Consider the following 25,832-nt stretch of genomic DNA (forward strand, 5'->3'; position numbering starts at 1 on the left):
CCTGATCCGGCCCGGCACCGGAACGATCCGGTCAGGACATGGAGGGAGCCGGGGTGGCGGCGGGTCTTCCGCGGCCACCCCGGCTCCGGTATGCGGGGGAGGAGGTCAGTCGGCGATCGCCAGGACGGCCTCCGTGCCGGACGGCACGGGCTGCTCGTCCGACGCGGGCCGCGGCGTCCGGTCGCGGAGGACGACCAGCGACATGACCGCGAGGCCGATGAAGATCGTGGCACCGACGGCGGCGACGACGTTCAGGCCACTGGTGAAGGCGGCGCGGGCGCCTTCGACGAGGTCGGCGCCGACCTGGCCGGTGAGGTGCTGCGCCTCGGCGAGGGCGGCGGTGATGCTCTGCCCCGCGGTCCGTGCGGCCTCGCCCGGCACGCCGGCGGGCAGGTCGCCGGCGAGCCGGGTGCGGTAGACGAAGGTGCCGAGGCTGCCGAGCGCGGCCACACCCAGGGCGACGCCGAACTCTCCGCTGGTCTCGGAGATGGAGGCGGCCGACCCGGCCTTCTCCGGCGCGACCGAGGCCATGACGAGGTTCATGGTGAGCGACATCGGGAACGCGATGCCGAAGGACGTGAGCACCAGGCCGGCGACCAGGAGCGGCAGCCCGCCGACGGCGGCGACCTGGGTGTGCAGCACCAGGCCCACGCCGGCGATCACCAGGCCGGCCGCGATGACGTACACGGGACGGACCTTGCGGGCCAGGGCCGGGGCGGACATCGACCCGGCGACCATCGCGACGTTCTGCGGCAGCAGCCACAGCCCGGCGTTCATCGGCGACAGCCCCTGCACGGTCTGCAGGTACAGGCTGGACAGCAGGGTGGTGCCCGCCATGACGATCCCGGCGAGGAGCCCGATGCCCATCCCGGCGCTGAAGGACCGGCCGGCGAACAGCCGCAGGTCGAGCAGCGGGCTGGTCAGCCTGCGCTGGCGCAGCGCGAACACCACGCCGACGGCGATTCCCACGGCCAGGGCGGCGACGGGCAGCGCGTGGAGGCCGCCGCGGGCCATCTCCTTCAGGCCGTAGATGGCCGGCAGGATGGCGGCCAGGGAGAGGGCGACGCTGACCAGGTCGAGCCGGCCCGCGCCGGGGTCGCGGTACTCCGGCAGCAGCCGCGGGCCGACGGCCAGCAGCAGCACCATGACCGGGACGCCCAGCAGGAACGCCGACCCCCACCAGAAGCGCTCCAGCAGCAGGCCGCCCACCAGCGGGCCGACCGTCGCGCCGCCCATGAAGCAGGCGAACCACACCCCGATGGCCGTGCCCATCTGCTTGGGGTCCTTGAACATGTTGCGGATCAGGGCCATGGTCGAGGGCATCAGCGTGGCGCCGGCGACGCCGAGCAGCGCGCGGGCGGCGATGAGCATCTGCGGGCTGTTGGAGTAGGCGGCGAGCACCGACGCGACGCCGAACGTCGCCGCGCCGACGAGCAGGAGCTTGCGCCGTCCGATGCGGTCGCCGAGGGTCCCCATGGTGACCAGGAAGCCGGCCAGCATGAACGAGTAGATGTCGAGGATCCACAGCTGCTGGGTGCTGTCGGCGTGCAGGCCGGCGCTGAGGTGGGGGAGCGCCAGGTAGAGCACGCTGATGTCGAGCGAGGTCAGCAGCGTGGGCAGGGCCAGCACGGCCAGCCCGATCCATTCGCGGCGTCCGGCCCGCGGGGCGTTTTCGGGAAAGGCGTTCATCGCAGGTTTCCTTCGTGTGTCCGTGGGCGGGTCGCGTCAGGCGAGCTTGGCGAGCCAGGTCTGCCAGGCCTGCTCGGTGTCCTCGGGGGCGGCGCCGGCGAAGATGTGGTGCCCGGCGACCAGGGTGTCGCCCATCCCGAGGATGAAGCGGTACAGCGCGTCGCCGGTGCGCACCCCGAGGAAGCCGGGGGCGACGTAGTCGGCGACACCGTCGATCGGGTCGAGGCCTTCGGGGGTGAGCCGGACCCGGTCGCCGCGCTCGACGGGGCCGGTCAGGCCGAGCCCGCGCGAGAGGACGTCCCACGCCGGCTCGCCGCCGCCGGCGTCCGGCCGGGCGGCGAAGACGACCTTGGCGTGCCGGCCGGGGAAGTGGGCGAGGTACTGGCCGAGGGTGTGCAGGTACAGGTCCCAGCCGCGCCGCAGCGCGTCGTACTCCGCCTCCCAGTCGTCGCCGAGGACGCCGCTCTGCACCAGCCGCAGCACGGTGCTGCCCTGGTCGCGCCCCTCGACGAGGAACTCGAAGGCCATGAACGTGCCGTCGGGGCCCTCGGCGCCGCGGAAGGCGAACCGCTCGGCCGGCTCCCACGCGGTGACGGTGGCCTCCACCGGGAAGTCCCCGAAGTATTGGCGGGTGGTGCCGCCCACGCCGGGCTCGATCTCGTTGCGCCCCATGAACCAGGAGTCCAGGCCGGGACCGGTCGCGATGGCCTCCCAGACCTGCTCGGGGGTGGCCTCCAGCGTGACCTGCTTGCGCAGTTCGAACTCGTGCGCCATGTCAGAACTCCTTGGTCTCGGTGCCGGCGGCGTCGGCGCCGGCCCTTGTCGTGTCGTCGGTCCGGTCGGCCGCGCAGGGGTGCAGGGCGACGATCACCCGGTGCTCGCGCCCGCCCTCCGCGGTCTCGTCGTGGTACTCGCCGACCAGCGCCGTCAGCGCGTCGGCGAGAGCTTGGGCGAAGGCGGCGCGGTCGGCGGCGGTGGCGAAGCGCACCCGGCCGTCGACGGCGAACGTCGCCGCCTTCCTGCGGGCCTTGGCCGCGGCGTTGACCAGCTCGCCGACGTCGCGCACCAGCCGGGACGCGAGGGCGAGCAGCCAGCGCGCCGACACCCGGTCGGGCGAGCGGGACGGGTCGGGCGCCACAGGGGCCAGCGCGAGCGGGGAGATGACGTACGACGCGGCCGTCGCGCGCATCACCCGCTCGTTGACGTTGCCCTTGCGGCGCTCCTCGACGAGCTCGACGAGCCCATGCCGCTCCAGGGCCCTGAGGTGGTAGTTCACCTTCTGCCGGGGCAGGCCCATCCTGGCCGCCAGCGTCGCGGCCGAAGAGGGCCGGGCCAGCTCGGCCAGCAGCCGGGCCCGCACCGGGTCCAGCGAGACCTCGGCCGCCGCCGGGTCCTCGATCACCGCCACTTCGAACATGCCTCAACACTTTCACCGAACACTTTTATTGTCAAGACGATTCGACTTTTCGGTGGCTCGGCCGGAACGAGAAAGGTCAGGGCCGCCCCGAAGGGCGGCCCTGACCTGGACGCGTCCGGATACTCAGGCCTGATACGGCCCTCGGCCGCAGCGGCCGGCACGGGCGACGTCGTGGCTCACACCGGCGACTCGTACCTCAGGCGATCATCCGGTGGCACCGGGAGCCTCGCACCTGCTAGGCCGAGGTGCCGACGCCGGCGACATCCGGGGCGTCGCGCGGGGTGCCGGCCCCCCGGCGCCGCACCGGCAGGCACGCGACGGCGCCGACCGCGATCACGGCGATGGGAAGCGCCAGGGTCGGCCGCATCGCGTGGACGACCCCGTGCTCGAACGTGGACGCCGCCACCTGCTGGATGTGGTGGGCGAGGCTCGCCTGCGTCCCCGGCGGCGGCCGGAACGCCGCGGCGGCCTGCCCGGCCCCGACGTCCAGGCCGCCATTGGCGGCCTCGTCGAAGCCGGCCACGAACGGGCCGCGGACGGCGGCCGGAAGGTCGGCCGCCCGCCTGGCCGCCTCGTCGTGAAGCGAGGCGGCCAGGCGGTTCTGCAGCACGGCGCCGACCGCGGCGCTGCCGACGACCGTGCCGATCTGCCGGATCGTGTTCAGCACGCCGGAGGCGGCTCCGGCCATCGCCGGTGCCACGTTGTACATCGCGACCGTGACCATCGGGCCGAACACGCAGCCGATACCGGCCCCGGCCACGATCAGGGCCGGCTGGAACTCCCACCATGCGCGGCCGACATCGACGACCAGGGCGAGCCAGGCCATGCCGGCCGCGAACAGGGTCAGGCCGCCCATCAGGATGTACGTGCCGCCGAGCCGATCCGCCGCCCGGCCCGCGACCGGCGACAGGATCGCCGATATCACCATCGCCGGCGCCATCACCAGCCCGGCTTCCAGCGCGCTGAAGCCCAGCACCGACTGCAGATAGATCATCACGGGCAGGAACAGGCCGATCATCCCGACCTGGACGGTCGCGGACACGAAGCTCATGACCGCGTAGTTCCGGTCGCGGAACAGCACGAAGGGCAGCAGCGGTTCGCCGTGCTGCCGTCCGGCCTCGTGGGTCAGGAACATCACCAGCAGCAGCACGGCGCCGCCCAGCAGAGCCCAGATCCCGGCGTTCCAGTCGTACCGCTCGCCCTCGGTGAGCGCGAAGGTCAGGCACACCAGCGTCGCCGTGACCAGTACGACGCCCGTGGTGTCGAGCTTGCGGCGGGTGCCGTACCTGATGTCGGGCACGAGCGTGAAGGCCATCACGAGCACGATCGCGCCGATCGGGACGTTGACGAAGAAGATCCAGCGCCAGCCGGCCGTGCTGACCAGGAGCCCGCCGAGGGTGGGCCCGGCGATCGTGGCCACGCCCGCGACCGCTCCCCAGACGCCGAGCGCCGTCCCCCGGCGCCGGGCGGGGAACGTGCCGATGATGATCGTCATCGTCTGCGGCGTCAGCGCCGCCGCGCCGAGCCCCTGCACGGCTCGGGCGGCGATGAGCTGGGCCGGATCCTGCGACAGGCCGCACAGCACGGACGCCACCGTGAACAGCGCGACGCCCCCGGCGAACATGGCGCGTGGCCCGCGCACATCGCCCAGCCGCCCGGACGTGATCAGCAGCGCGGCGAGGACGAGGATGTAGACATTGATCACCCACAGCACCTCGTCCAGCGACGCGCGCAGGGTGCCGATCATGCTGGGAACGGCGACATTGACGGCCGTCAGGTCCAGCAGTGTCATGAAGAACCCCAGGCTGAGCGTCAGCAGTACGGCCCAGGGGTCGCCGCGCCATCTGTTCATCGGTATCCCTCCGTCTTGCCCCGCCTCCGCGAGGCGGGTGTCAGCCCTTGGCGGGGGCCTGGAGGCTCCACAGCCGTCCGTCGGGGTCCCGGACGGTCATCTCCCGAGTCCCGTAGTGGGTCTCCTCGAACGGCGTGACCACCTCGACGGCGGGATCGGCGTGGAACCGGTCCGCGTCGGGCACCCTCAGCGCGACCTGCACGCCGGGCTCTCGATCCTCGGGGACCTCGGCGACGACGAGGTAAGGCCCCTCGCCGTTGCGGAACACGCCGGAGCCGTCACCGGCGGAGATCTCCAGTTCGAACCCCAGCGCCTGGAAGAACTTCGCGGCCTTCCCCCAGTTGCGGGTCTCCAGGAACACCGCCTCGATTCCTTCGGTCGCCATGTCATGACTCCTTTTCTGAAGAGTGCTGTCGCTGCTCCTGGGCGTCGTCGAGGTAGGCGCGCAACGCCTCGGCGACCAACGCCGACAGGGACATGCCCGTCTCGATGGCGTGATGCTTGACCTGCCTGATCAGCTCTACCGGCAGGTACACGTTGAACTGCTTGACCTCGGCACCACTCATGCGGCTGATGCTAGCATGCTAGCTCGCTAACAACCTAGACGTGCCACCGCATCCACGGACCCGTCGCGAACGCCGCCGATGCCGTCCGCCTCGACCTTTCCGGCAAGATCGACAAATGCCCCTCTTTGGAGATCAACTAGCGCTAGCGTGGTGATCATCCACACGGCGGCGTTCGCGCCGTCCATCGAGGAAGGACGATGTCTTGCGACACAAGGCCGCACGGTTCGGAGTGACGCTCGCCATGGCCGGCGCCCTCGCCGCCGGTGCCCTCGGCGCCGCCACCCCGGCCAGCGCCACGGCTTCGGGGTGGGCCCCGTACAAGGCCTACCGGACGCTGCAGAACTGCGTCTCCGCGGGGACCACGAAGCTCGTCATGGACGGGTACAAGGAGTACGACTGCCGCTGGGACAGCCCGTACTACATGCTCTGGCTGAGGAAGTAGCCCCGGGCGCGGTCAGGTGTTCCGCGCGCTGAGCGGGCGCGCAGGAGATGGACGCCGTACTCGATCGCGCCCCGGGTGAGCTTGGCGTCGTCGCGGCCGGCCGCGGGCCGGAGCGGCGACGTCGAGGCCGGTCCTGCGGTCGCGACCGGCTCTCGAGGCCCTGGGGCACTCCCCATGGGGAGGATGCCGCTCCGCGCGACAGCCGCTAAAGTGGGCAATGGGTTCTCGGCCGAACGGCGAGGCCCGCGGCGGTGGGGCCCGCCGCCCCCGCGAGGCGGGGGAAACCGCGACGATGTGTCGCCAACGGTCCCTACCAGATGTGATGTCGCCATCCTGGTAGGAGGATCGTGTGCCGGAGCCGCTGAGGCCGGTCGACTCTGACGTCGATGTCCGTGCTCCCGTCGACCGGGCCGAGACGCGGCCCAGCCCGCTGCCGGTGCTGGGGGCGATCGCCGCCGGAGGTGTCTGCGGGGCGCTGGCCCGTTACGGGATCTCGGTCGCGCTGCCGCACGCCCCGGCCGGCTTCCCATGGTCGACGTTCCTGACCAACGTGTCCGGGTGCCTGCTGATCGGCGTGCTCATGACCCTGCTCGACCAGGTGTGGGCGGGCCGGCGGCTGATACGCCCGTTCTGGGGGGTAGGGGTGCTGGGCGGTTACACCACCTTCTCCACCCACATCATCGAGATCCACACCGCGATGCGTGCGGGCGCGCCCGGCGTGGCCCTGGCCTACCTGGCCGCCACCCTGGTCGCCGCCCTGACGGCCGTGTGGGTGGGCACGGTGGCGACCGATCAGGTGCTGGCCCGGCGCCGGCGCGAGGGACGGAGGCGGCGGTGAAACTGCACGGGCCCGCGTTGCGGCTGAGCGTCTTCGTCGGCGAGAGCGACCAGTGGCATCACCGCCCCCTGTACCACGAGATCGTGCGCCGGGCGCACGCGGCCGGTCTGGCCGGGGCCTCGGTGCTGCGCGGCGTCGAGGGCTACGGCGCCTCCAGCCGCATCCACACCACCCGGATCCTGTCACTGTCGCAGGATCTGCCGGTGGTCGTCATCGTCGTCGACACCGAGGACAGGATCCGCGCCTTCCTGCCTCAGCTGGACGAGCTGATCGGCGAAGGGCTGGTCATCCTGGACGAGGTCGAGGTGATCCGCTACGTGGGCCGCGCGGCCGGGCCGGCGGACACCCCATGATGATGATGGTGCTGCTGGTGGCCCTGGGCGCGGCGATCGGCGCGCCGCTGCGCTACCTGACCGGCCGCCTGGTGCAGTCCCGGCACGACTCGGTGTTCCCCTGGGGCACCTTGACGGTCAACCTGGCCGGGTCGTTCGCGCTCGGCGTGCTGACGGGCCTGCCCGCCGGCACGCAGTGGTCGGCGGTGCTCGGCACCGGTTTCTGCGGCGCGCTGACCACCTACTCCACCTTCAGCTACGAGACGTTGCGCCTGGTCCAGGACGGCAGCCGCTTCTACGCCCTGGCCAACGTCGTCGCGAGCCTGGTGGCCGGGCTCGGCGCCGGACTGGCGGGACTCCTGGTGGCCCAGGCCGTCACCGCCTGACCCGTCCGGCCCGCGGACCGCCGGGGACGGTGCCGAGATCGCGCACCGCCGTCCGCCGGTAGGGCGGGTCGGCGGCCTGGCACCGCGGTGAAGCGCCGGCGGGGTGAGAAGCCAAGGGTCACCGGGGCTCTTCGCGCCCGTCGGCACGCGCCCGCTCGCCCACCCACATCGCGATCTGCACGCGGGAGGTGAACCCGAGCTTGGTCAGGATGTGCTCGATGTGCCCTTCCGCCGTCCGCTGCGCGATCACCAGCGAGGCCGCGATCTCCTTGTTCGTCTTGCCCTGCGCGACCAGCTCGGCGATCTCCTTCTCCCGGCGCGTCAACGGCGCCGCCGCCTCCTTGACCGCCTGCCTGGGCCTCTCCTCCTGCAGTGCGTAGGCCAGCGCCTCCTCCTGCGGCATTCGCGCCCCTTGCCGTACCGCCGTCTCGAACGCCGCCTCGCCCAGCGCCTCGCGCATGGCCTTCTCGCACTCGTCGTGGTAGCGGGCCAGGTGCCCGAAACCCGACAGCGGGGCCCCGACCGAGCTCCACGTCGTCTCCAGCACGCCCAGCAGCCGAGCGGCCCGCTGATGCAGCCCCTGACCGGCGGCGATCCAGGCCAGCACCTCGATGGTGATGCCCGCTCCCAGCAGGTCGCCGAGCGCCCGGGTGAAGGTCAAGGACTGCTTCTCCAGCTCCGTCGCCCGCTCCAGGTCCCCCTGCCGCCACACCTGCACGCCCAGCGCCATCAACGTGTACGCCTTCGCCCAGCCCTCCCCGTAGGCCTCGCAGGTGGCCAGGCACTCCTCACCCACGGCCATGGCGCGCGAGGAGTTCCCCAGGAACGAATAGGCGAACGTCAGCCGGATGAGCGTCAACGCCGTCCCGACCAGGTCACCGCTCTGCCGGTGGCCGGCGACGGCGTCTTCGTACAGCTCGATCGCGGCCTCCGTCCGCCCCTCGTACATGGCGACCATTCCGGAGAACAGCGCCACATAGGCCAGGACCGACTCGTCACCCAACCGCTCGCCGAGCCGCCGGCCCTCCTCCAGCAGGGCGGTGGCGGCCGTGACGTCGGCCTGAATGATCGCCAGCCAGCCGCACGCCCACAGGGCCCGGGCGCGTACCCCGCTGGGCTCGGTGTCCGCCGCCAGCGCCCGCTCCAGCCAGCCGCGACCCTCGGCCAGGTAGTAACTGGTGATCCAGTGGTACACCAGATCGCCGGCCATGCTCAGGCCCGCGTGGGTCTCGCCCGGCGTGCTCAGCCAGCTGTCCAGGGCGGCGCGCAGGTTGGCGTGCTCGCGCTGGAGCCGGGTGAACCACGCCACCTGGCCAGGACCGAACAGCTCCGCCCTGGCCCGCTCGGCCAGGTCGCGGTAATACGTGCGGTGCCGTCGCTGCAGGCCGGCCTCGCAGCCGGAGTCGGCGAGCCGTTCACGGCCGTACTGCCGCAGCGTCTCCAGCATCCGGTAGCGGACGCCTCCCTGATGGTCTTCCCTGATCAGCACGGACTTGTCCACCAAGCCGATCACCTGGTCGACGACGTCCCGCACGGCCAGACCGTCCCCGCCGCACACCGCCTCCGCCGCCTCCAGGTCGAAACCCCCCGCGAACACCGAGGCCCGTTCCCACAGCAGGCGTTCTCCGCCCGAACACAGCGCGTAGCTCCAGTCGATCAGCGCCCGCAGCGTCTGATGCCGGGGCAGCGCCGCTCTCGACCCGCCGGTCAGCAGGCGGAAACCGTCGTCGAGCCGGTCGAGCAGCTGCTCGGCCGACAGCGCCCGCAGCCGCACGGCCGCCAGCTCGATCCCGAGCGGCAGCCCGTCCAGCAGGCGCAGGATCCGGGTGACGACCTCGCGGTTGTCCTCCGAGACGGTGAAGGCCGGCAGGACCGCGCGAGCGCGCTCGGTGAACAGCCGCACCGCGTCCTGCTGCACCAGCGTCTCCAGCGGCGGTGGCTCCTCCCGGCCCGGCAACGGCAGTGGCGCCACCGCCAGCACCTGCTCGCCGGCGATGCCCAGTGCCTGCCGGCTGGTGGCCAGCACCCGCAGATCCGGCGCGGCCCGCAGCAGCGTGTCGGCCAGCACCGCGCACTCGGCGATCAGGTGCTCGCAGTTGTCCAGGATCAGCAGGGCCTGCTTGTCACGCAGGTGGCCGGTCAGCACCAGCATCGGAGTGTCACCGGTGTGGTCGCGGATCTTCAGTGCCTCGGCCACGGCTTGGGCGAGCATGGCGGGGCCCTCCAGCTCGGCCAGCTCCACCAGCCACACCCCGTCGCGGAACGCCCGGCGCACCTCCTGGCCGGCCCGCACCGCCAGGCGTGTCTTGCCGACACCGCCCACGCCGGTCAGCGTGACCGCCCTGGAGGCCGACAGCAGCTGTTTGACCTCGGCCACTTCGTGCCGACGCCCCACGAAACTCGTCACCTCGGCCGGCAGCCCGCCCTTGGACCACTCCCCGAAGGTGCCGGCGGTCACCCCTGTCATCGGCGCCTTCCGCGACGCGGCCGGTACCGGCCCAGGCCGCGTCCCCCGCATCCCCGTCGTCGCCCCCAGGGTAAGCCGTGGTCGTCATGCCGGACGAGCACGGTCAAGGACCCGCGGCAAGTCTTGGGTGTCGCCTGGCGCACCGGCGCCCGTACCTTGACCGCCGCTTGCTCCTGACGTGGTGATCCGCCGGGTGGCCGGGCGCTGCCCGCGAGTTGGGTCACGGCCGCCGCTCCTTTCGCGGGCCCAGGCGTCCGGCGACTCACCGAAGTGACAGTTCCGTCGAAAGGCTTACATCCGGCACTCACCTTCAGGTCGAATGGATGCTGTGACCTCACGGCGAGCGCGTCTGCGGCGGGCCCTGATCCGGTGCCTCCCCGGCCTGCGTCCGCTCACCCCGAACCAGGCCCGCCCGCCTGAGGGATCGTTCGACCCGCCCGTCACCGGACGAGGGACGCCTCTTCGGCGGATGGGCACCTGGGGCATCGTCCTCGGAGCGCTGCTGGCCGCCGGCGGCCTGATCTACGCCGACGCCAGGTCCGTCGAGACCTCGCAGGAAGGGGAGAGCGGCGACACGTACACCCAGGTCGTGGGGCGGCTCGGTTCCGGGCGGATCGAGGTCCGCCTCGACGCGATCCGAACGCTGCGGCGCCTGGCGCAGGACTCTCAGAGAGATCGTGTGACGACCGTCGACGTCATGGCCGCATACGTGCGCGAGCACGAATCGATGCCGGAGGCCCGGCCGGCCACCGACGTGCAGCTGGCCCTCACCGTGCTCGGCAGCGTCTACGACGCGCCGAACACCGAGCTCGGACACCACTGGGTCTGCGGCTGCGACCTGGCCCGTATCCGTGCGCCCGGCGCGGAGCTGAGCGGCCTGAACCTCGGCATCGCCGACCTGACCCGGGCGAACCTGCGCGGGGCCTATCTGAACGGGACCGACCTGGCTTATGCGGACCTGTCCGGCGCCGACCTGCAGAGGGCTCACCTGAACGGCGCAGTCCTGCCGAACGCGGTCCTGTTCATGGCCGACCTCGGAGAGGCGGACCTGACCGGCGCGGACCTGAGTGGGGTGGACCTGTTCGAGGCGGACCTGAGAAAGGCGGACCTGAACTGGGCCGACCTCGACGGGGTGGACCTGTTCAACGCCGACCTGCGCGGTGCCGACCTGCGCGAGGTGAACCTGAGCGGGGCGAGCCTCCGCGGGGCGGACCTGCGCGGAGCGGATCTGCGCAGGGCGAGCCTACGCGGGGCCGACCTGAAGGGGACGAACCTCAAGGGTGCGGACCTGAGGGGTGCCGACCTGACCGGGGTGGCGAACCTGAACGCGGCCGAGACCGACGACGCGACCAAGCTCCCCGCGGGAATCGCCGGGACGTGAGCGGGCGGCGTGCCAGGGCGCGAGGGGACGTCAGCCCCCGTCGCGCCGCCACGGGGAGTCCTGGCCTGTCGGGACGGGGGTCTCGGCGAGGCGGAGCGCGTAGGTGGCGACCGCGGCGCCGGGGACCGGGCCAAGGTAGGTGTGGCCGGTCAGATGGCACCACGCGGGCAGGTCGATCGGCGCGGCCGGGTCGGAGGCGATCAAGGCCGCTGGACGTACGGGACGGGCGAGCTCGGCGCGTCGGGCCGGCCGGCGCGGAGCGGGCCGGACGCGGGACGGCATCACCGGCCGCGTGGCGCGTACATGATGACGGCCATGCCGGCCAGGCAGATGAGCGCGCCGAGGATGTCCCACCGGTCGGGGCGGTAGCCGTCGGCGACCACTCCCCAGGCGATCGATCCGGCGACGAAGATCCCGCCGTAGGCGGCGAGGATGCGCCCGAAATCGGCGTCCGGCTGGAAGGTCGCGACCACCCCGTACAGGCCCAGGGCGATGGCGCCGCCGCCGATCCAGATCCAGCCCCGATGCTCGCGGATCCCCTGCCAGACCAGCCAGGCGCCGCCGATCTCCAACAGGGCGGCGACGAGGAACAAGCCGATGGAACGAGCGACGGTCATGGCCGCCGACCCTACCGGCCCCGTCCCCGTGATCTTCAACGGACCTCGCAGCCGCGCTGGACACGCGGGTCAGCGCGGGCGTCCCGCACGGCGCTCCTCCCCGGCGAGGCCGGTGAACGGGATGGGGCAGCACGGATCCTCCACGCAGGCGCTCAGCTCGTCGCAGCCGGCGTGCAGGGCCGCGACCAGGGTGGCGCGGATCGCCGCCAGGTCGGCGATCTTCGCATCCACCTCGGCGAGCTTGGCGTCCGCGCGCCGCCGCAGGCCGGCCACGGGGCGGCCGTGGCGGTGGCGGCCGGCCTCCAGCAGCTCGGCGACCTCGTCCAGGGTGAAGCCCAGGCGCTGCGCGGCCTTGATCATACGCAGCACGGTCACCGCCTCACCCTCGTACATGCGGTGCCCACCCGGGCTGCGCGGCGGTTCGGGAAGCAGGCCCCGCCGCTCGTAGTAGCGCAGGGTCTGGATGTTCACCCCGGCCGCCTCGGCGACCTGCCCGCTGCGCAGGAGGACGCTCACCGCGACTCCCCGGCCCCGATTAGCGCGCCCGCCCGTGCGGCCAGCGCGTCCAGCACGGGCGCGTGGACCCGGTCGACGGCGACCTCCAGCACCAGGGTGCCCGGGCCGCCGGTGAGGGTGAAGGTGAAGAACGAGCAGCAGCCGCTCTCCCGCTCCACCAGGTCCCGGACCCGCCCCTCGACGCCGGCGCCGGCGGACACCTCCAGGCGCAGGCACAGCGGCCCGGGCCGCGACACCCGCCGCAGCCGCTCGGCGAACAGCTCATCCCACTCCGCCACCCGCAAGGGCCGGTCACCGGTGGGCAGGGTGCACGAGGCGGGCACCCAATCCAGGTCGGTCATCACGCTCACTCCCGTCAGCGGCCCCCGGAGGCGGGGACATCTCCGACGGTAAACCTGTACCTGGGTACCGGTTGCAAGCACTCGGGACCGGTCTTTCCGCCACGCGAGAAACTCCGCGGGTCCCGCCTGGTGGCCATCGCGCCGCAGGTCCCCGGCGCCCAGGCCGGCACCCGCAGAGTCGACACCACGGGGACTCTCACCAGGACCCGATCGGGCGCCAAGGGCGACATGGCGGAGGTCGTCTTCCAGGACCGGCAGGGGCTGTCACACACCGTCCGTGCGGCCACGCCTCCGCGCGGTCTTGGGCCGCCGGTTGCCGTCATCATCGCCGCCTGCCGGGGTAGGAGGGGGATATGGCCACTCACAACCGCGTGGCCACCGTGTGGGTGGCGTTCGCCGGGCTTCTCGTGCTGACCGTGGTCTCCGCCCGGTTGCACCTGTGGCTGGTCTTCGCGCCGGCCCTGTGCCTGTCCGCGATCGCCGTCACCTTCGGCGTGATCGTGACCAGGCAGACCCGTCTCGATCGCGACATCGGCGCCGGCACGCGGGGGCGTCGAGACCTCTGAGGTCATCGCCGGTGAGCGGCCCGCGCGCCCCCGGTCCGCGCGGGCTCTGGTGCATCAGGCGGCGCGGGGCAGGGAACTGGAATCGATGACCGGCCAGATCTCGGCCACCTTGTCGCCCTCCAGGCGGAAGATGACGCAGGCCCGTACCTCGAGCGGCCGGCCCGTGGCGGGGAAGCCGAAGAAGTCGCCCTCGTGGGTGCCGTGCAGCGTCCATCGCGTGGCCACGCGGTCGCCTTCGGTGATCATGTCCTCGATGTCGAAGCGCAGGTCCGGTACGGCCGAGCGCAGGTAGCGGGCCGTTTCCTTGAGCGCCTCCGGGCCGGTGACGCGGCCGCCGCGCGGCGCGAAGCCGGGGGCGACGATCTCGTCGGCGACGGCCAGGTCGCCGGCGTTGAGCACCTCGTCGTAGAAACGCTTGACGACGTCCTTGTTCTCGGGCATGTGCCCTCCCGTAGACTCCGATTGCTAGAGAGCCATATCTCTAGTTTTTCTAGATACTAGAGACACTAAGGAGTTGTGGTGGGCATGTCAAGGCGCGGCGAACTCATGGGGCAGTTGCTGGACGCGCTCCGCCGTACCGGCGCCTGGTCCGTCGCGATGAGCCAGTCGGCGGCGGAACGGATCGGCGTCAACACCACCGACCTGCACTGCCTCAACCTGCTCAGCGACGGGCCCATGACGGCGAGCGAGCTGGCCAGGCGGGCGGGCATCACGACGGCGTCCGTCACCGGGGTGATCGACCGGCTGGAGGCGGCCGGGTACGTACGGCGCGAGCGCGACGGCGCCGATCGGCGCAAGGTCGTGGTCACGCTGCTGACCGAGCAGGCCGCCAAGGACGTCGCGCCGGTGTTCCAGCCGTTCGTCAGGGCCTGGCGGGAGGCGATGGACGGCTACACCGACGAGCAGCTGGAGCTCATCGCCGGGTTTCTGGGACGGACGCAGGAGGTCTTCCGGAACGAGGTGGGGCGGATGCGCGCCGCCGAGTGAGCCCGCCACGCGGGCGGCCGGCGGTACACCGGGGCCCGTGAGCCGGCGCCGGTCATGGGGAGGCGGGGGTACGCGGGCAGCCGGGACCGGGCGGGCCGGCCCAGTGCAGGACGACGTACGGCTGGGCGTGGCCGTGGTAGCGCACCCGCTCGCGGGTGACGCGGTAGCGGGCACTGGCCTGGAACTCGTCGGGCGAGCGGCGCGGGACGGGGATCGTGAGGATGCCGATGTCCTGGTCGAGGTGGGTGACCAGGCCGTGACACGGGCCGCCGAGGCAGATGGCGTCGCGGTCGTGGCCGTCCGGCCGGCGGGTGCTCATGCCGGGTAGGCGTGGGTCTCGGTGGCCTTGACCGACGCCCACACCTGCCGGCCGGGGGACAGGTCGAGGTCGGTCACGGCGGCGGGGGTGATGTCGGCGAAGGCGGCGACCGGGCCTTCGAGGTGCACACGGACGTTGTCGCCGTGGCGTTCGACGCCCTCGACGCGGGCCTGCCAGACGTTGCGCGGGCTGCCGTCCGGCCGCGACCGGTACAGGGCCACGGCCGCCGGCGCGAACGCGACGAACGCCGGCCCCTCCACCTGGTCGGAGGTGCTGATCAGCAGCTCACCCACCTTGACGTGGGAACCGTCGGCGACCCCCCGATACAGGTTGAGGCCGACCAGGCGGGCGACGTAGTCGGTCCGCGGGCGGCGGGCCACCTCGGCCGGGGTGCCCTGCTGGACGACCGCGCCGTTCTCGATGACGATCAGCCGGTCGCCGAGCACCATGGCGTCCAGAGGATCATGGGTCACCAGGACGGTCGCGCCGTCGAAGCCGGCCAGGTGACGGCGCAGCTGCGCGCGGATCTCCAGCCGGGTGTGCGCGTCGAGCGCGGCCAGGGGCTCGTCGAGCAGCAGCAGGCGCGGCCGTACGGCCAGCGCCCGCGCGAGGGCGACGCGCTGGGCCTGCCCGCCGGACAGCTGCCGGGGCTTGGCGGCGGCGTGCCCGGCGAGGCCGACGTGTTCCAGCAGGGCGGCGGCGGTACGGCGGGCCTCGGCCTTTCCGGCGCCGCGGCAGCGCGGCCCGAAGGCGACGTTGTCCAGGGCGGACAGGTGCGGGAACAGCAGGTAGTCCTGGAAGACCATGCCGATGGGGCGGGCCTCGGCCGGCAGGTCGTGCAGGGGGGCGCCGTCCAGGGTGATGTGCCCGCCGGAGACGCCGGTGAGCCCGGCCAGGGCGCGCAGGGCGGTGGTCTTGCCGGCGCCGTTGGGGCCGAGCAGGGCGACCACCTCACCGGGGGCGACCCGCAGGGAGATGTCGAGCGTGAAGGCGGGCCGGGTGACGATCAGGTGGGCGGTGAGCGTCATGGGCTGCTCACCCACCGGTCCCGCAGACTGGCCAGGATGATCACCGAGACGGCGAGCAGGACGAGGCTGAGCACGATGGCGGCCTCCGGCTCGGTCTCCAGCGCCAGGTAGACGGCCAGCGGCATGGTCTGGGTGGTGCCGGGGAAGTTCCCGGCGAAGGTGATGGTGGCCCCGAACTCGCCCAGCGCCCTGGCCCAGCACAGCACGGCGCCCGCGATCACACCGGGGGACACCAGGGGAAGGGTGACCCGCCGGAAGATGACCCAGCGGGAGGCGCCGAGCGTGGCGGCGGCCTCCTCGAACCGCTGGTCGGCGGCGCGCAGGGCGCCCTCGACGCTGATGACCAGGAACGGCATCGCCACGAACGCCTCGGCGATCACGACGCCGGCGGTGGTGAAGGGCAGCGTGACGCCGAACGCGCTCTCGAGCCACCGCCCCACCAGCCCGCGCCGCCCGAGTGCCAGCAGCAGGGCGACGCCGCCGACCACCGGCGGCAGCACGAGCGGGACGGTGACCAGGGCGCGGACCAGCCGCCGGCCGGGGAAGGACACCCTGGCCAGCAGCCAGGCCAGCGGCACCCCCAGCAGCAGGCAGGTGGCCGTGGCCAGGGTGGCGGTCACCAGCGAGAGCCGCAGCGCCTGGAGCACCTGTGGTTCGGCCAGCCGCTGCGGGAGCGTCGCCCAGGGCGCGCGGATCAGCAGCCCCGACAGCGGCAGTACCAGGAACGTCAGGCCGAGCAGGGCGGGGACCAGCAGGATCCACGGCAGACGGCCCGTGACCGCCCCGGCCTCCGGGCGGCGGTCCGGGCCCCTGCCGGGCGCGGTCGTCGTGGAGGTCATGACGGTCAGGGCGCCTCGAAGCCCGCCTTGGCCAGCACGTCCTTGCCCTGGGAGGAGAGCACCAGGTCGACGAACTGCTTGGCCAGGCCGGGCGCGGGGGCCTTGGTCAGGGCCGCGATCGGGTAGTCGTTGACGGCCTTGCCGGCCTCGGGGAAGTCGATGCCCTTGACCTTGCCGCCGGCCGCGAGCACGTCGGTCCTGTAGACCAGGGCGGCGTCGACCTCGCCGAGTTCGACCTTGGTGAGGGTGGCCTTGACGTCCTGCTCCAGCGTCACCGGCTTGACCTTCAGCCCGGCGGCGTCCAGCGCCTTGATCGCCGCGGCGCCGCACGGCACCTGCTGTGCGCACAGCGCGACCTTGACCTTCGGGTCGGTGAGGTCCTTGAGGTCGTCGACCTTGGCCGGGTTGCCGGCCGGGACGGCGATCTCGAGCTTGTTGCGCACGAACGTCGTCGGGGCGCCGGCCAGGGAGGCGTCGGTGACGGTCTTCATCGTGGCGGGACTGGCGGCGGCGAACACGTCCACGGGGGCGCCCTGGGTGATCTGCTGGGCCAGCGTGGCGCTGGAGCCGAAGTTGAACTTCACCGACGTGCCCGGGTGGGCGGCCTCGAACCTCTTGCCGAGCTCGGTGAAGGTGCCGGTCAGCGACGCCGCGGCGAACACCGTCAGCGTCGTGGCCCCGCCGCCGGCGGAGGCGGCCGCGGATCGGGACGCCGCGGGCGTGGCGGACCCGCAGCCGGTCAGGGCCACCAGCGCGAACGCGGCGGGGAGGGTCACGGCCCATCGGGATGTGCGGCTGAACGGCAAGGGGGCTCCTTCAGGGGCTGGCCACGCGGGCGTGGTCGGGGATCTCCACGACGACGTTGGTGGACTTGATCACCGCGACGGCGACCACCCCCACCTCGAGGCCGAGCTCGTCGGCGGCCTGGCGGCTCATCAGCGACACCACCCGGAACGGCCCCGCGGCGATCTCCACCTGGGCCATGACCGCGTCCTTGAGGACCTCGGTGACGATCCCGCGGAAGCGGTTACGCGCCGAGGAGCGCCCTCCGTCGCCGGCCGTGTCGATCTGGGCGCGGGCGAACGCGGCCAGGTCGGCGCCGTCCACCCGCCGGTGGCCGTGCTCGTCCCGCTCGGCCGTCAGCCGCCCGGCGTCCACCCACCGGCGGACGGTGTCGGAGCTGACCCCGAGCAACGCGGCGGCCTCGCTGATCCGGAACGTCGTCACAAGTCTCACCATACCCCTCGCACATTCGAGCCTGAATACCGCTCTTGTGCCGCAGCAGCGGCGTGTTCTGTGGCTCGGCCATGGCATCCACGAGACCGGGCAGAACTCGCCCCACGTCGGTGGCCGCGGCCCCTGCCTGAGGAGCAGGCACGGAGGCCGGGGGAGCGGCGGAACGTTCAACCGCTAGGTTCTTGTCCCGTGCGCATCATCTCTCTCAACGCCTGGGGCGGCGCGATGTTCGACGAACTCGCCCGCTGGCTCGACACGTGCGGCGCCGACATCCTCTGCCTCCAGGAGGTGACCCACACCGCGGGTGCCGGCGGCTGGACGCGCTTCGACGACGCCGAGCGGTCGCTGCCGCAGCGAGCGAACCTCCTGGACGACGTCCGCTCGCTGCTTCCCCGCCACCACGGCCTCTTCACCGCCAGCGACGCCGGGCCGGTCCGCGACGACGGCGGCCTTTCCCACCAGCAGGATTTCGGGCTGGCGGCCTTCGTCGCCGAGACGCTTCCCGTCGTCGGCGTGCGATCGGCGTTCGTGCACGCCGCCTACGCCGAGCACCACGGTGAGTGGCCGATCGACGGCCGCCCACGCGCGGCCCAGGCCGTGCGGGTGTTCGACCGCCGGGCGCGGCGGTTCGTCACGGTGGTTCACATGCACGGCCTGCGGGACCCGCGCGGGAAGGGCGACACCCCGGCCCGGCGGGAACAGGCCAAACGGCTCGCTGACCTGATCACCGGCGCGCGTGAGGACGGCGACCTGACGGTGGTGTGCGGCGACTTCAACCTCCTGCCCGACAGCGAGACGTTCCAGGTCCTCGAGGGGCTCGGGCTGGTCGATCTGGTCCGGGACGCCGACACCAGGACCTCCCGCTACCGCAAGCCGCTACGGCACGCGAGTTATCTGCTGGTGTCCGAGCCCGCCGCCGTCCGGCGGTTCGAGATCGTCGCCGAACCCGAAGTGTCCGACCACTGCGCCCTGGCGCTCGACCTCTTCTAGCACCGGGGCGTACGGCTCCGCGGAGAGCTTTCGCCTTACTTTGTAAAGGCCGCCGCCGTGGCACAGCAGTCCGGGATCACCAAGGACGTCGTGCCGCGGCGGCGCGGTGGCGGAAGACGTGCCGGTAGCTCTGGGGGGACAGGCCGGCGACCCGGCCGAAGTGGTAGCGGAGGTTGGCGGCGGTGCCGAAGCCGGTGCGCCGCGCGACCTCCTCCACCGGATCGTCCGAGGTCTCCAGGAGCTCCTGCGCGAGCCGTATCCGCTGTTGCAGCACCCACTGCAGCGGGGTGATGCCGAGGGCGTCGCGGAAGCGGCGGGCGAAGGTCCGCTCGCTGAGGTGGGCGATCCGCGCGAGCTGCGGGACGGTCAGCGGCCGGTCGAGGTGGTCGCGCGCCCACTGCAGCACGGGCGTGAAATCGTCGTGCCTCTCGGGCTGTACGAGCAGCGGGGCGTACTGTGGCCGGCCGCCCTCCCGGTGCGGCGGCACCACCATGCGGCGGGCCACCTCGCTCGCGACGGCGGCGCCGTGGTCGGTGCGGACGATGTGCAGGCACAGGTCGATGGCGGCGCCGCTGCCCGCCGAGGTGAGGATGTCACCGTCGTCGGTGTACAGGGCCTCGGTGTCGAGCCGGACGGCGGGGAAGCGGCGGGCGAAGTCGCCGGCGTTCATCCAGTGCGTGGTGGCCCGGCGGCCGTCCAGCAGGCCCGCCTCGGCCAGGATGTAGGCGCCGGTGCAGATGGAGACGATCCGGCGGCCCAGCTCGTGGGCTTTGCGCACCATCTCGACCAGCCGCGGGGGCGGGGCGAGCTGCACCGGACGGGCGCAGGCGGCGACGACGACCGTGTGGGCGTCGAGCAGGTCGTCCAGGCCGTACGGCGTGTGCGTCGTCATCCCGCCCCCCGTGCGCAGCGGCCCGGGTTCGAGGGCGCACAGCCGCAGGTCGTACCACGGGTCGGCGATGTCGCTGCGGTCCAGGCCGAAGACCTCGTACGGCACGGCCAGCTCGAACACGGGAGTGGCGTCGGTCACGGCCATCGCGATGATGTGTCCGCTCATGGCAGGAATTTAGCGGATATGGCCGGTATTCCTGCTGGTCATCGGCGGCGATGGTGCGCCAGGCTTGCTTCCCGTGACCGATACGATCGCGCCTGCCCCGGCGGGGCGGCTGACCGCCGGCCAGGGGGCCGCCATGTACGTGGGCGCGGTGCTGGGCACGGGCGTCATCGCCCTGCCCGCGCTCGCCGCCGAGGTCGCGGGCCCGGCGTCCCTGCTGGCCTGGGTGGCCCTCGTCGTGCTGTCCGTCCCCCTCGCGGGCGTGTTCGCCGCGCTCGGCGCGCGGTACCCCGACGCGGGAGGCGTCTCCACTTACGCCCGCCTGGCGTTCGGCCCCCGGGCCGCCGCGGTGGTGGGCTGGTGCTTCTACTTCCTGGTCCCGGCGGGCGCGCCCGCCGCGGCGCTGTTCGGCGGCGCGTACGTCTCCGCCGCTCTCGGCGGAGGGACGACGACCACCCTCGTCACCGCCGCCGGGCTGATCGTGGCGGTCACCGCGGCCAACGCCGCCGGGATGCGGGTGACCGGACGGCTGCAGCTGGCGCTCGCCGGGCTGCTCGTCGCGCTGCTGCTGGTCGCGGTCGCGCTGTCCCTGCCGCACGCCCGGGCGGCCAACCTCCACCCCTTCGCCCCGCACGGCTGGGGAGCGGTCGGGCCGGCGGCGGCGCTGCTGGTGTGGAGCTTCGCGGGCTGGGAGGCGATCACCCACCTCGCGGCCGAGTTCCGCCGGCCCGCGCGTGACCTGCCACGGGCGACGGCGGTGGCGGTCGTGGTGGTGGGGGTGCTCTACCTGGCGGTGGCCTTCGCCGTCGTCGCGGTCCTCGGCCCGGGCGCGGCGGGCACGCCGGCGCCGCTGGGCGAGCTGATGGCCCGCGGCCTCGGCGGGAACGCGCGCCTGCTCGCCGCCGGGGCCGCGCTGCTGCTCACCTTCGGCACCATGAACGCCTACTTCGCCGGCGCCGCCAAGCTCGGCGCCGCCCTCGGCCGGGACGGCGCGCTGCCCGCCTGGCTCACCCGCGGCAGCGTGGCCGGCGAGGTGCCCCGGCGCAGCCTGAGCGTGGTGTGCGGGCTGTCGTTGCTGTCACTGCTCGCGGCGGCGGCGACCGGGACGGGACCGCGGCCGCTGGTGCTGCTCACCACCGGGTCGTTCGTCGCCATCTACGCGATCGGCGTGGCCGCGGCCGTCCGCCTGCTGCCGCGTGGATCCGCCGCACGGCTCGCCGCGCTGGCCTCGCTGGCGGCCGTGGTGCTCCTGCTGGTCATGTCGGGCCCCTACCTGCTGTGGCCCGTGCTGCTGGCCGGCGCCGCCCTGCTGTACCTGCGGCTGAACCGCGCGGGAACCGCCCGCTGACCCGCCGTCCGCCGGGCCGGGGAGAGGGGCGGATCAGGCGGGGAGCCAGGCGGTGTACGGAGCGGCCGGCGGCGCCTCGGGCAGGTGGACCACGGCCTGCGGCTCGCCGTCCGGGTGGAGCGCGTCGAGCACCAGCAGCGCGCCGCATCGCCGGGCGGCGTCGCGGGTGGCGACCACCAGCCACCCGTGCCCCTCGGCGGTGCCGCGCGGGACGAAGACCGGCCGGCCGGCGCGCACGCCCGGGCCGAGCGGCCGCACCCGGATGGTCTCGGCGGCCAGGTCGCGGGTGACGACGGCGTCCCCGCCCGGGGTGGTGCCGAAGACGAACTGGTGCCTGCGCCCGGCGTGGCGGGAGTCGACCGTCGCGGCGGCCATGGCGCCGGTCAGGGGCCGCTCCACGGCGGTGCCGTCCGCCAGGTCGAGCGTCCAGCGGTGCACCGCGCCCTCGCCCGGCTCCCGCGACGCGCTCTCGTACGCCCGGTCGTGGCGCACCGCGTCGACCACCACGCGGTGGCCCGCCTGGAAGGCGTTCACCGCCTCGGACACGAAGCAGGGGGCGATGGGGAACCAGCGAGGCTCCGTCTGGCCGCCCTGCCGCGGCAGCAGGCCGACGCGGGCCGGGCGGTCGTACCGCCAGCGGTAGGGGAGGGCGGAGCCCATCATGGCGGCCGCGCGGTGATGGACGACGGGCAGGTCGAAGATCACGACGAAGCGCTCGGTGAGCGCGATCGCCGGCATCATCGGCGCTCCGTCGAGGGTGAACGACCGGGACTCCTCGATCCGTCCGCAGGGGCCCGCGACCAGGTGCTCGGCGACGCCGAGGCCGGGATAGGTGGCGACGGTGTGCCAGCGGCCTGTGGCGGGGTCGCGGACGGGCGTGGCGAAGCTCGCCGCGCCCGGTCCGCCGGATGCCGTGCCCGGCGGCGTGGGGAGCGGGACGCCCGGGACGTCGGCGGTCCTGTGCCGGCGGGCGGTGCCGCCGGTGAAACGGACGCCGGAGAGCAGGGCCCGGCTCCCGGCATGGGGCCACGCGGGACGGCCGGGGTGCGCGCCCGCCTGGAGGAAGACGCCCGTGAGATCGGAAGGGATGACGCCGTCGACGGCCAGCGGCTCGTCGGCGGGCAGGCGGACGGGCGCGGCGAAGGGGACGGCGTGCTCCGCGACGGTCATGATCGGGCACCTCCTCGTGGGGTCGGACGACTGTGGCATAACAGCGTTATGAAAAACATAACGGCGTTATGCCATACTGTCAAGGTGAGCCCACGACGATCGAAACCGCAGACCCGGTCCGCGCTGGTCGACATCGCCGCGCGCCTGCTCGCCGACGAGGGGCCGCAGGCGCTCTCGGCGCGCCGCGTCGCGGCCGAGGCCGGCACCTCGACCATGGCCGTCTACACCAACTTCGGCGCGATGAGCGGGCTGGTGCGCGAGATGGCGTACGAGGGGTTCGCCCGCCTGGAGGCCTACTTCTCGCGCGTCGCCCGCACCGGTGACCCGGTCGCCGACATGGCCCTGTTCGGGCGGGCCTACCGGCACAACGCGCTCACCAACCCCCACCTGTACGCCGTGATGTTCGGCGGGTCGTCGCTCGCCGGGTTCTCCCTCACGGCGGAGGACCGCCAGCACGGCCGCTACACCCTGAGCACCGTCGTGGAGTGCGCCACCCGGTGCATCGCCGCCGGCCGGTTCCGCGCCGGGGACCCCGAGCTCGTCGCCCACCAGCTGTGGACCGCGATCCACGGCCTGGTGACGCTCGAGCTCGGCGACTACCTGATCGAGCCCTGCGACGCCGGCCGGGTCTTCGAGGCCCAGCTGACGGGCCTCATGGTCGGCGCCGGCGACACCGTGGAGGAGGCCACGCGCTCGGTGGCCTCCTCCCTGCCCCGCCTGGCCGGGGAGGTCGAGGACGCCGCCCCGCCCGCCCGGCACCAGACCGCCCTCCACTGAGAGCTCCCCGGACGACCGGCGCGATCGGACCGTCCCCCAGGCCCCAGCCGGTCCCGTCTCCGGCGCGGCGAGGTCAGCCGCTCTCGTCGTCCGCGCGGCGCAGCCGCCACAGGCTGGTCACCTCCGCCGAACGCGCGGCGTACAGGGGGTCGCGCTCGTCGAAGGCGCGGGGGTGCGCCGGCGAGACGTCCATCCTGCCCGCCACCCGCAGGCCCGCCGCCGCGAACGCGGCCGTCAGCTCCGCACGCCGCCGCAGCCCGAGGCGTTCGGCCAGGTCGGACAGGACGAGCCAGCCCTCGCCCCCCGGTTCCAGGTGGGCGGGGAGGCGGGCGAGGAAGGTCGTGAGCATGCGGCCGCCCGGGTCGTACACCGCGCGTTCGATCGGCGAGGTGGGACGGGCCGGGAGCCAGGGCGGGTTGCACACCACGAGCCCCGCGCGGCCCGGCGGGAACAGATCGGCGCGCATCACCTCCACCTGCCCGCCCAGCCCCAGGCGCGCCACGTTCTCGCGGGCGCAGGCGATCGCCCGCGGATCGACGTCGGTGGCCACCACTCGCCGTACGCCCCGCCGGGCGAGGACCGCGGCCAGCACACCCGTCCCCGTGCCGATGTCGAACGCGGTCGCGGAGGCGGCGGGAAGGCGGGGGAGCGGCGCCTCGGCGACGAGCTCCACGTACTCGCCCCTGACGGGGGAGAACACCCCGTAGTGCGGATGGACGCGCTCGCCGAGCGCCGGGACCGCCACGCCCCTGCGGCGCCATTCGTGCGCGCCGATCACGCCGAGCAGCTCGGTGAGCGAGGTCACCGACGGCCCGTCGCCGGGACCGTACGCCTCGGCGCAGGCCTGTCGCACGTCCGGCGCCCTGCGCAGCGGGACGGCGTGGTCGGGTTCCAGGGGCACCAGCAGCATGCCGAGCGTACGGGCCCGCCGCCCTCGGGCCCGGCGGTGCAGGTGGAAGGTCTCGGCCGGATCGCGCCCCGGGCGCGGCGGCCTGCGGTCGGCGCGGCGGGCCATCGCCCGCAGCAGGGCGCGGGCGTTGTGGAAGTCGCCGCGCCACAGCAGGGCGGTCCCTTCGCAGGCGAGGCGGTAGGCGGTGTCGGCCTTCATGCGGTCGTCGGCGACGGTCACCCGCCTCGGCGGCGGCATCGCGCTCTCCGAGCGCCAGCGGGCGGATCTCGGCGCGCCGTCTTCGGTCCAGTGGATCTCGGGCACTGCGGCTCCAGGTGATCGGACGTGAGGGGATACACGAAGATCACTTCGACACGTGGAGCGGATGCCGTCCCCGCGCGGGCGGGGCGAGAGCGGCCGGTGGAACGGGGCCGCCGGAGGTCAGGCGGTGCCGGGCTCCCGCGTCGAAGCGTGAGCCGCGAGGTCGCCGAGGACCATGCCGAGTGTCACGCCAGACCTCCTTCGGGGAACCGTCACCCGGGACGTTCTCACACCCGCCGGTCGCCGCGCAAACCGGTGCGCGGCCGTGATGTCTCGATTTCCGAACTCGTGATCATGTTCGTACCGCGATCTGCTGGGCAGCGGCGGTGTGTGACGCATTCTGAGAGCCCCGCCGGGGCGGCGTGAGAGATGAAGGTCATCGGGATCGCGGGCAGTCTGCCGCCGAGGTCATATGTCCGGAGGTTGCTGGAGGCGTCGGGGCGAGGGCTGCCGGCGCAGGTGGAGTTCGAGATCTGGGACGGGCCGGCCGGCGTGCCGCCCGTGGGGGACGGCCCGCCCCCGCCGCCGGTGACGCGGCTCTGCGACGCGCTGGCCTCGGCCGACGGCATGCTGATCGCGGCTCCGGCGCACAGCGTCCTGCCGCCGGAGTTGTGCCACCTGCTGGAGTGGCTGGCCTCGTCGCACGGCGGCACGGCCCTGCTGGGCAAGCCGGTGGTCGTGGTGACCGCCTGCCCGCGTCCGTACGAGGCGATGTGGACCCAGACGCTGCTGCGCAAGATGCTGGAGGAGGCGGGAGCGACGGTGTACGGCGTCGACCTCGCCGTGTCCTCGGCGACGGACGGCGCGTCCGTCGACCCGGCGTCGCGCGCCCGGCTGGCGGACGCCCTGGGCCGCCTGGTCCCGGCGGGCGGGGCGCTCGCGCCCGTCCGGGAGGACGCGCAGAGCCCGCACGGCACGGCGGTCCGGGACGACACGCGGACGCGGGGACCGGTCAGGGACGGCAGGCGGCTGCCGGGGCACGCGCCGGTGCGCGAGCACGCGCCCGTGCGCGCGGCGTCCTCCCTCGCGGGGCCGGGATGAGCCGGCCGCTCCGCACGGCCCGGTCGTAGGCCTGTTCCACCCGCCTGCCCGGCCCCCTCACCAGGGGCCGGGCAGGCTTCTTCATGCCCGGCGGCCGGTGCGAAGCGATGCGGATCGTCTCGCGATGTGAGACGTCCTTGACTGGCATAAAACCTACCTGAAATATAGGTAATGTGCCGAATGTGAACTTGACCGCCCGGCGCGCCGTGGACTTCATGTACGTGGACAGCAGTCTCTGTCGGTGAACGTCCGTCGTCCCGCGCGCCGTCCGTGCCGGAGACGTCCCCTCTCTCCTTTCCTCTGATCACCCCTGCTCCAGGGGTTCCTCGCCGCGCCCGGCGGCATGACCGCCGCCGGTTCCGCCTGCCTTCCGTTAGGGGCTCGTCATCACCATGTGGAAATCTCGCCGACACCACGCACCCC

General features: G+C 73.3%; 31 protein-coding genes. 11 read left to right on the plus strand and 20 right to left on the minus strand.

Annotation, left to right across the window (positions count from 1 at the left end):
* Positions 1-105: 105 nt before the first annotated feature.
* From KIK05_RS29160 to KIK05_RS29185, 6 genes are all read right to left on the minus strand, one after another.
* Positions 106-1,689 carry an MFS transporter gene (locus KIK05_RS29160; RefSeq protein ID WP_214414069.1) on the minus strand — a complete coding sequence of 528 codons (1,584 nt, stop codon included), beginning with the start codon at positions 1,687-1,689 and terminating at the stop codon, positions 106-108.
* A 36-nt stretch (positions 1,690-1,725) separates the two neighbouring features.
* On the minus strand, positions 1,726-2,463 hold the full coding sequence (locus tag KIK05_RS29165; RefSeq protein WP_214414070.1) for an SRPBCC family protein: 738 nt from the start codon (positions 2,461-2,463) through the stop codon (positions 1,726-1,728).
* 1 nt (position 2,464) lies between these two features.
* Complete coding sequence (locus tag KIK05_RS29170; RefSeq protein WP_214414071.1) at positions 2,465-3,106, minus strand: ArsR/SmtB family transcription factor; 642 nt, start codon at positions 3,104-3,106, stop codon at positions 2,465-2,467.
* Between the two features lie 235 nt (positions 3,107-3,341).
* A complete protein-coding gene (locus KIK05_RS29175; RefSeq protein WP_214414072.1) occupies positions 3,342-4,958 on the minus strand; it encodes a DHA2 family efflux MFS transporter permease subunit in 1,617 nt (538 codons plus the stop codon).
* Positions 4,959-4,998: 40 nt separating this feature from the next.
* Positions 4,999-5,343 (minus strand): VOC family protein, encoded by a 345-nt coding sequence (locus tag KIK05_RS29180; protein ID WP_214414073.1) that lies wholly within the window; start codon positions 5,341-5,343, stop codon positions 4,999-5,001.
* 1 nt (position 5,344) lies between these two features.
* Positions 5,345-5,524 (minus strand): ribbon-helix-helix domain-containing protein, encoded by a 180-nt coding sequence (locus KIK05_RS29185; RefSeq protein ID WP_214414074.1) that lies wholly within the window; start codon positions 5,522-5,524, stop codon positions 5,345-5,347.
* A 202-nt stretch (positions 5,525-5,726) separates the two neighbouring features.
* Here KIK05_RS29185 and KIK05_RS29190 point away from each other — a divergent pair, with 202 nt between their 5' ends.
* From KIK05_RS29190 to crcB, 4 genes are all read left to right on the plus strand, one after another.
* The gene (locus KIK05_RS29190; protein ID WP_214414075.1) at positions 5,727-5,966 is read left to right on the plus strand and encodes a hypothetical protein; all 240 of its coding nucleotides are present in this window, start codon (positions 5,727-5,729) and stop codon (positions 5,964-5,966) included.
* A gap of 349 nt (positions 5,967-6,315) precedes the next feature.
* The gene (locus KIK05_RS29195; RefSeq protein ID WP_214414076.1) at positions 6,316-6,804 is read left to right on the plus strand and encodes a fluoride efflux transporter FluC; all 489 of its coding nucleotides are present in this window, start codon (positions 6,316-6,318) and stop codon (positions 6,802-6,804) included.
* Entirely contained in the window at positions 6,801-7,157 is a 357-nt protein-coding gene (locus KIK05_RS29200) for a DUF190 domain-containing protein (RefSeq protein WP_214414077.1), read from the plus strand. Before KIK05_RS29195 ends, KIK05_RS29200 begins: the two co-directional genes overlap by 4 nt.
* Positions 7,158-7,159: 2 nt before the next feature.
* Positions 7,160-7,522, plus strand: coding sequence for a fluoride efflux transporter CrcB (gene crcB / locus KIK05_RS29205; RefSeq protein ID WP_214414168.1), 363 nt, complete (start codon positions 7,160-7,162; stop codon positions 7,520-7,522).
* 118 nt (positions 7,523-7,640) lie between these two features.
* Here crcB and KIK05_RS29210 read toward each other — a convergent pair whose 3' ends face one another.
* The gene (locus KIK05_RS29210; protein WP_214414078.1) at positions 7,641-9,989 is read right to left on the minus strand and encodes an ATP-binding protein; all 2,349 of its coding nucleotides are present in this window, start codon (positions 9,987-9,989) and stop codon (positions 7,641-7,643) included.
* A 328-nt stretch (positions 9,990-10,317) separates the two neighbouring features.
* On the opposite strand from KIK05_RS29210, the gene KIK05_RS29215 reads away from it, so the two are divergent.
* Positions 10,318-11,370, plus strand: coding sequence for a pentapeptide repeat-containing protein (locus tag KIK05_RS29215; RefSeq protein WP_214414079.1), 1,053 nt, complete (start codon positions 10,318-10,320; stop codon positions 11,368-11,370).
* A gap of 30 nt (positions 11,371-11,400) precedes the next feature.
* Here the strand turns inward: KIK05_RS29215 and KIK05_RS29220 are convergent, their stop codons facing one another.
* The 4 genes from KIK05_RS29220 to KIK05_RS29235 all read right to left on the minus strand — a co-directional run bounded on the left by KIK05_RS29220 (position 11,401) and on the right by KIK05_RS29235 (position 12,844).
* Positions 11,401-11,652, minus strand: coding sequence for a sulfurtransferase TusA family protein (locus KIK05_RS29220; protein ID WP_250563639.1), 252 nt, complete (start codon positions 11,650-11,652; stop codon positions 11,401-11,403).
* Positions 11,652-11,987, minus strand: a complete 336-nt coding sequence (locus tag KIK05_RS29225; RefSeq protein ID WP_214414080.1) for a YnfA family protein — start codon at positions 11,985-11,987, stop codon at positions 11,652-11,654. The genes KIK05_RS29220 and KIK05_RS29225 overlap by 1 nt, the downstream gene beginning before the upstream one ends.
* 69 nt (positions 11,988-12,056) lie before the next feature.
* Positions 12,057-12,503, minus strand: coding sequence for a MerR family transcriptional regulator (locus tag KIK05_RS29230; protein WP_308250167.1), 447 nt, complete (start codon positions 12,501-12,503; stop codon positions 12,057-12,059).
* A complete protein-coding gene (locus KIK05_RS29235; RefSeq protein WP_214414081.1) occupies positions 12,500-12,844 on the minus strand; it encodes a hypothetical protein in 345 nt (114 codons plus the stop codon). The genes KIK05_RS29230 and KIK05_RS29235 overlap by 4 nt, the downstream gene beginning before the upstream one ends.
* Positions 12,845-13,197: 353 nt before the next feature.
* Between KIK05_RS29235 and KIK05_RS29240 the strand changes: the two genes are divergently transcribed.
* The gene (locus tag KIK05_RS29240; RefSeq protein ID WP_214414082.1) at positions 13,198-13,410 is read left to right on the plus strand and encodes a hypothetical protein; all 213 of its coding nucleotides are present in this window, start codon (positions 13,198-13,200) and stop codon (positions 13,408-13,410) included.
* A 54-nt stretch (positions 13,411-13,464) separates the two neighbouring features.
* Here the strand turns inward: KIK05_RS29240 and KIK05_RS29245 are convergent, their stop codons facing one another.
* Complete coding sequence (locus KIK05_RS29245) at positions 13,465-13,851, minus strand: ester cyclase (protein ID WP_214414083.1); 387 nt, start codon at positions 13,849-13,851, stop codon at positions 13,465-13,467.
* 84 nt (positions 13,852-13,935) lie between these two features.
* On the opposite strand from KIK05_RS29245, the gene KIK05_RS29250 reads away from it, so the two are divergent.
* A complete protein-coding gene (locus tag KIK05_RS29250; RefSeq protein ID WP_214414084.1) occupies positions 13,936-14,397 on the plus strand; it encodes a MarR family winged helix-turn-helix transcriptional regulator in 462 nt (153 codons plus the stop codon).
* Between the two features lie 52 nt (positions 14,398-14,449).
* On the opposite strand, the gene KIK05_RS29255 is transcribed toward KIK05_RS29250, so the two are convergent.
* From KIK05_RS29255 to KIK05_RS29275, 5 genes are read right to left on the minus strand one after another with little or no spacing between them, the layout of a single operon-like run.
* A complete protein-coding gene (locus KIK05_RS29255; RefSeq protein ID WP_214414085.1) occupies positions 14,450-14,716 on the minus strand; it encodes a hypothetical protein in 267 nt (88 codons plus the stop codon).
* Entirely contained in the window at positions 14,713-15,744 is a 1,032-nt protein-coding gene (locus KIK05_RS29260; protein WP_214414086.1) for an ABC transporter ATP-binding protein, read from the minus strand. The genes KIK05_RS29255 and KIK05_RS29260 overlap by 4 nt, the downstream gene beginning before the upstream one ends.
* Positions 15,741-16,583, minus strand: a complete 843-nt coding sequence (gene modB / locus KIK05_RS29265) for a molybdate ABC transporter permease subunit (protein WP_214414087.1) — start codon at positions 16,581-16,583, stop codon at positions 15,741-15,743. The genes KIK05_RS29260 and modB overlap by 4 nt, the downstream gene beginning before the upstream one ends.
* A gap of 5 nt (positions 16,584-16,588) precedes the next feature.
* A complete protein-coding gene (gene modA, locus KIK05_RS29270) occupies positions 16,589-17,389 on the minus strand; it encodes a molybdate ABC transporter substrate-binding protein (protein ID WP_214414088.1) in 801 nt (266 codons plus the stop codon).
* A 10-nt stretch (positions 17,390-17,399) separates the two neighbouring features.
* Positions 17,400-17,810, minus strand: a complete 411-nt coding sequence (locus KIK05_RS29275) for a TOBE domain-containing protein (RefSeq protein ID WP_214414089.1) — start codon at positions 17,808-17,810, stop codon at positions 17,400-17,402.
* 198 nt (positions 17,811-18,008) lie between these two features.
* Here KIK05_RS29275 and KIK05_RS29280 point away from each other — a divergent pair, with 198 nt between their 5' ends.
* Positions 18,009-18,809, plus strand: coding sequence for an endonuclease/exonuclease/phosphatase family protein (locus KIK05_RS29280; protein WP_308250168.1), 801 nt, complete (start codon positions 18,009-18,011; stop codon positions 18,807-18,809).
* A 76-nt stretch (positions 18,810-18,885) separates the two neighbouring features.
* Here the strand turns inward: KIK05_RS29280 and KIK05_RS29285 are convergent, their stop codons facing one another.
* A complete protein-coding gene (locus KIK05_RS29285; RefSeq protein WP_214414090.1) occupies positions 18,886-19,866 on the minus strand; it encodes a GlxA family transcriptional regulator in 981 nt (326 codons plus the stop codon).
* Between the two features lie 73 nt (positions 19,867-19,939).
* On the opposite strand from KIK05_RS29285, the gene KIK05_RS29290 reads away from it, so the two are divergent.
* Positions 19,940-21,211, plus strand: a complete 1,272-nt coding sequence (locus KIK05_RS29290) for an APC family permease (RefSeq protein WP_214414091.1) — start codon at positions 19,940-19,942, stop codon at positions 21,209-21,211.
* A gap of 33 nt (positions 21,212-21,244) precedes the next feature.
* On the opposite strand, the gene KIK05_RS29295 is transcribed toward KIK05_RS29290, so the two are convergent.
* Entirely contained in the window at positions 21,245-22,381 is a 1,137-nt protein-coding gene (locus KIK05_RS29295; RefSeq protein ID WP_214414092.1) for a carotenoid oxygenase family protein, read from the minus strand.
* Between the two features lie 84 nt (positions 22,382-22,465).
* Here KIK05_RS29295 and KIK05_RS29300 point away from each other — a divergent pair, with 84 nt between their 5' ends.
* Positions 22,466-23,158: a TetR/AcrR family transcriptional regulator gene (locus KIK05_RS29300; protein ID WP_214414093.1), complete on the plus strand. Its 693-nt coding sequence runs from the start codon at positions 22,466-22,468 to the stop codon at positions 23,156-23,158.
* Between the two features lie 73 nt (positions 23,159-23,231).
* Here the strand turns inward: KIK05_RS29300 and KIK05_RS29305 are convergent, their stop codons facing one another.
* Positions 23,232-24,371 carry a methyltransferase gene (locus KIK05_RS29305; RefSeq protein WP_214414094.1) on the minus strand — a complete coding sequence of 380 codons (1,140 nt, stop codon included), beginning with the start codon at positions 24,369-24,371 and terminating at the stop codon, positions 23,232-23,234.
* A 366-nt stretch (positions 24,372-24,737) separates the two neighbouring features.
* Here KIK05_RS29305 and KIK05_RS29310 point away from each other — a divergent pair, with 366 nt between their 5' ends.
* A complete protein-coding gene (locus KIK05_RS29310) occupies positions 24,738-25,409 on the plus strand; it encodes an NAD(P)H-dependent oxidoreductase (RefSeq protein WP_214414095.1) in 672 nt (223 codons plus the stop codon).
* The last annotated feature ends 423 nt before the right edge of the window (positions 25,410-25,832 follow it).

The organism is Sphaerisporangium fuscum (genome assembly GCF_018531465.1).
Taxonomy (GTDB): Bacteria; Actinomycetota; Actinomycetes; order Streptosporangiales; family Streptosporangiaceae; genus Sphaerisporangium; species Sphaerisporangium fuscum.

What these genes read in the sequence shown, in the direction of transcription:
- KIK05_RS29220 (WP_250563639.1), bottom strand. Translation starts at nt 11,652, where the DNA reads ATGCCGTCCCGCGTCCGGCCCGCTCCGCGCCGGCCGGCCCGACGCGCC.
- KIK05_RS29165 (WP_214414070.1), bottom strand. Translation starts at nt 2,463, where the DNA reads ATGGCGCACGAGTTCGAACTGCGCAAGCAGGTCACGCTGGAGGCCACC.
- KIK05_RS29235 (WP_214414081.1), bottom strand. Translation starts at nt 12,844, where the DNA reads ATGACCGACCTGGATTGGGTGCCCGCCTCGTGCACCCTGCCCACCGGT.
- KIK05_RS29250 (WP_214414084.1), top strand. Translation starts at nt 13,936, where the DNA reads ATGTCAAGGCGCGGCGAACTCATGGGGCAGTTGCTGGACGCGCTCCGC.
- KIK05_RS29210 (WP_214414078.1), bottom strand. Translation starts at nt 9,989, where the DNA reads ATGACAGGGGTGACCGCCGGCACCTTCGGGGAGTGGTCCAAGGGCGGG.
- KIK05_RS29285 (WP_214414090.1), bottom strand. Translation starts at nt 19,866, where the DNA reads ATGAGCGGACACATCATCGCGATGGCCGTGACCGACGCCACTCCCGTG.
- KIK05_RS29170 (WP_214414071.1), bottom strand. Translation starts at nt 3,106, where the DNA reads ATGTTCGAAGTGGCGGTGATCGAGGACCCGGCGGCGGCCGAGGTCTCG.
- KIK05_RS29260 (WP_214414086.1), bottom strand. Translation starts at nt 15,744, where the DNA reads ATGACGCTCACCGCCCACCTGATCGTCACCCGGCCCGCCTTCACGCTC.
- KIK05_RS29295 (WP_214414092.1), bottom strand. Translation starts at nt 22,381, where the DNA reads ATGACCGTCGCGGAGCACGCCGTCCCCTTCGCCGCGCCCGTCCGCCTG.
- modB (WP_214414087.1), bottom strand. Translation starts at nt 16,583, where the DNA reads ATGACCTCCACGACGACCGCGCCCGGCAGGGGCCCGGACCGCCGCCCG.
- KIK05_RS29310 (WP_214414095.1), top strand. Translation starts at nt 24,738, where the DNA reads ATGAAGGTCATCGGGATCGCGGGCAGTCTGCCGCCGAGGTCATATGTC.
- KIK05_RS29255 (WP_214414085.1), bottom strand. Translation starts at nt 14,716, where the DNA reads ATGAGCACCCGCCGGCCGGACGGCCACGACCGCGACGCCATCTGCCTC.
- KIK05_RS29225 (WP_214414080.1), bottom strand. Translation starts at nt 11,987, where the DNA reads ATGACCGTCGCTCGTTCCATCGGCTTGTTCCTCGTCGCCGCCCTGTTG.
- KIK05_RS29175 (WP_214414072.1), bottom strand. Translation starts at nt 4,958, where the DNA reads ATGAACAGATGGCGCGGCGACCCCTGGGCCGTACTGCTGACGCTCAGC.
- KIK05_RS29160 (WP_214414069.1), bottom strand. Translation starts at nt 1,689, where the DNA reads ATGAACGCCTTTCCCGAAAACGCCCCGCGGGCCGGACGCCGCGAATGG.
- KIK05_RS29245 (WP_214414083.1), bottom strand. Translation starts at nt 13,851, where the DNA reads ATGCCCGAGAACAAGGACGTCGTCAAGCGTTTCTACGACGAGGTGCTC.
- KIK05_RS29240 (WP_214414082.1), top strand. Translation starts at nt 13,198, where the DNA reads ATGGCCACTCACAACCGCGTGGCCACCGTGTGGGTGGCGTTCGCCGGG.
- crcB (WP_214414168.1), top strand. Translation starts at nt 7,160, where the DNA reads ATGATGGTGCTGCTGGTGGCCCTGGGCGCGGCGATCGGCGCGCCGCTG.
- KIK05_RS29180 (WP_214414073.1), bottom strand. Translation starts at nt 5,343, where the DNA reads ATGGCGACCGAAGGAATCGAGGCGGTGTTCCTGGAGACCCGCAACTGG.
- KIK05_RS29185 (WP_214414074.1), bottom strand. Translation starts at nt 5,524, where the DNA reads ATGAGTGGTGCCGAGGTCAAGCAGTTCAACGTGTACCTGCCGGTAGAG.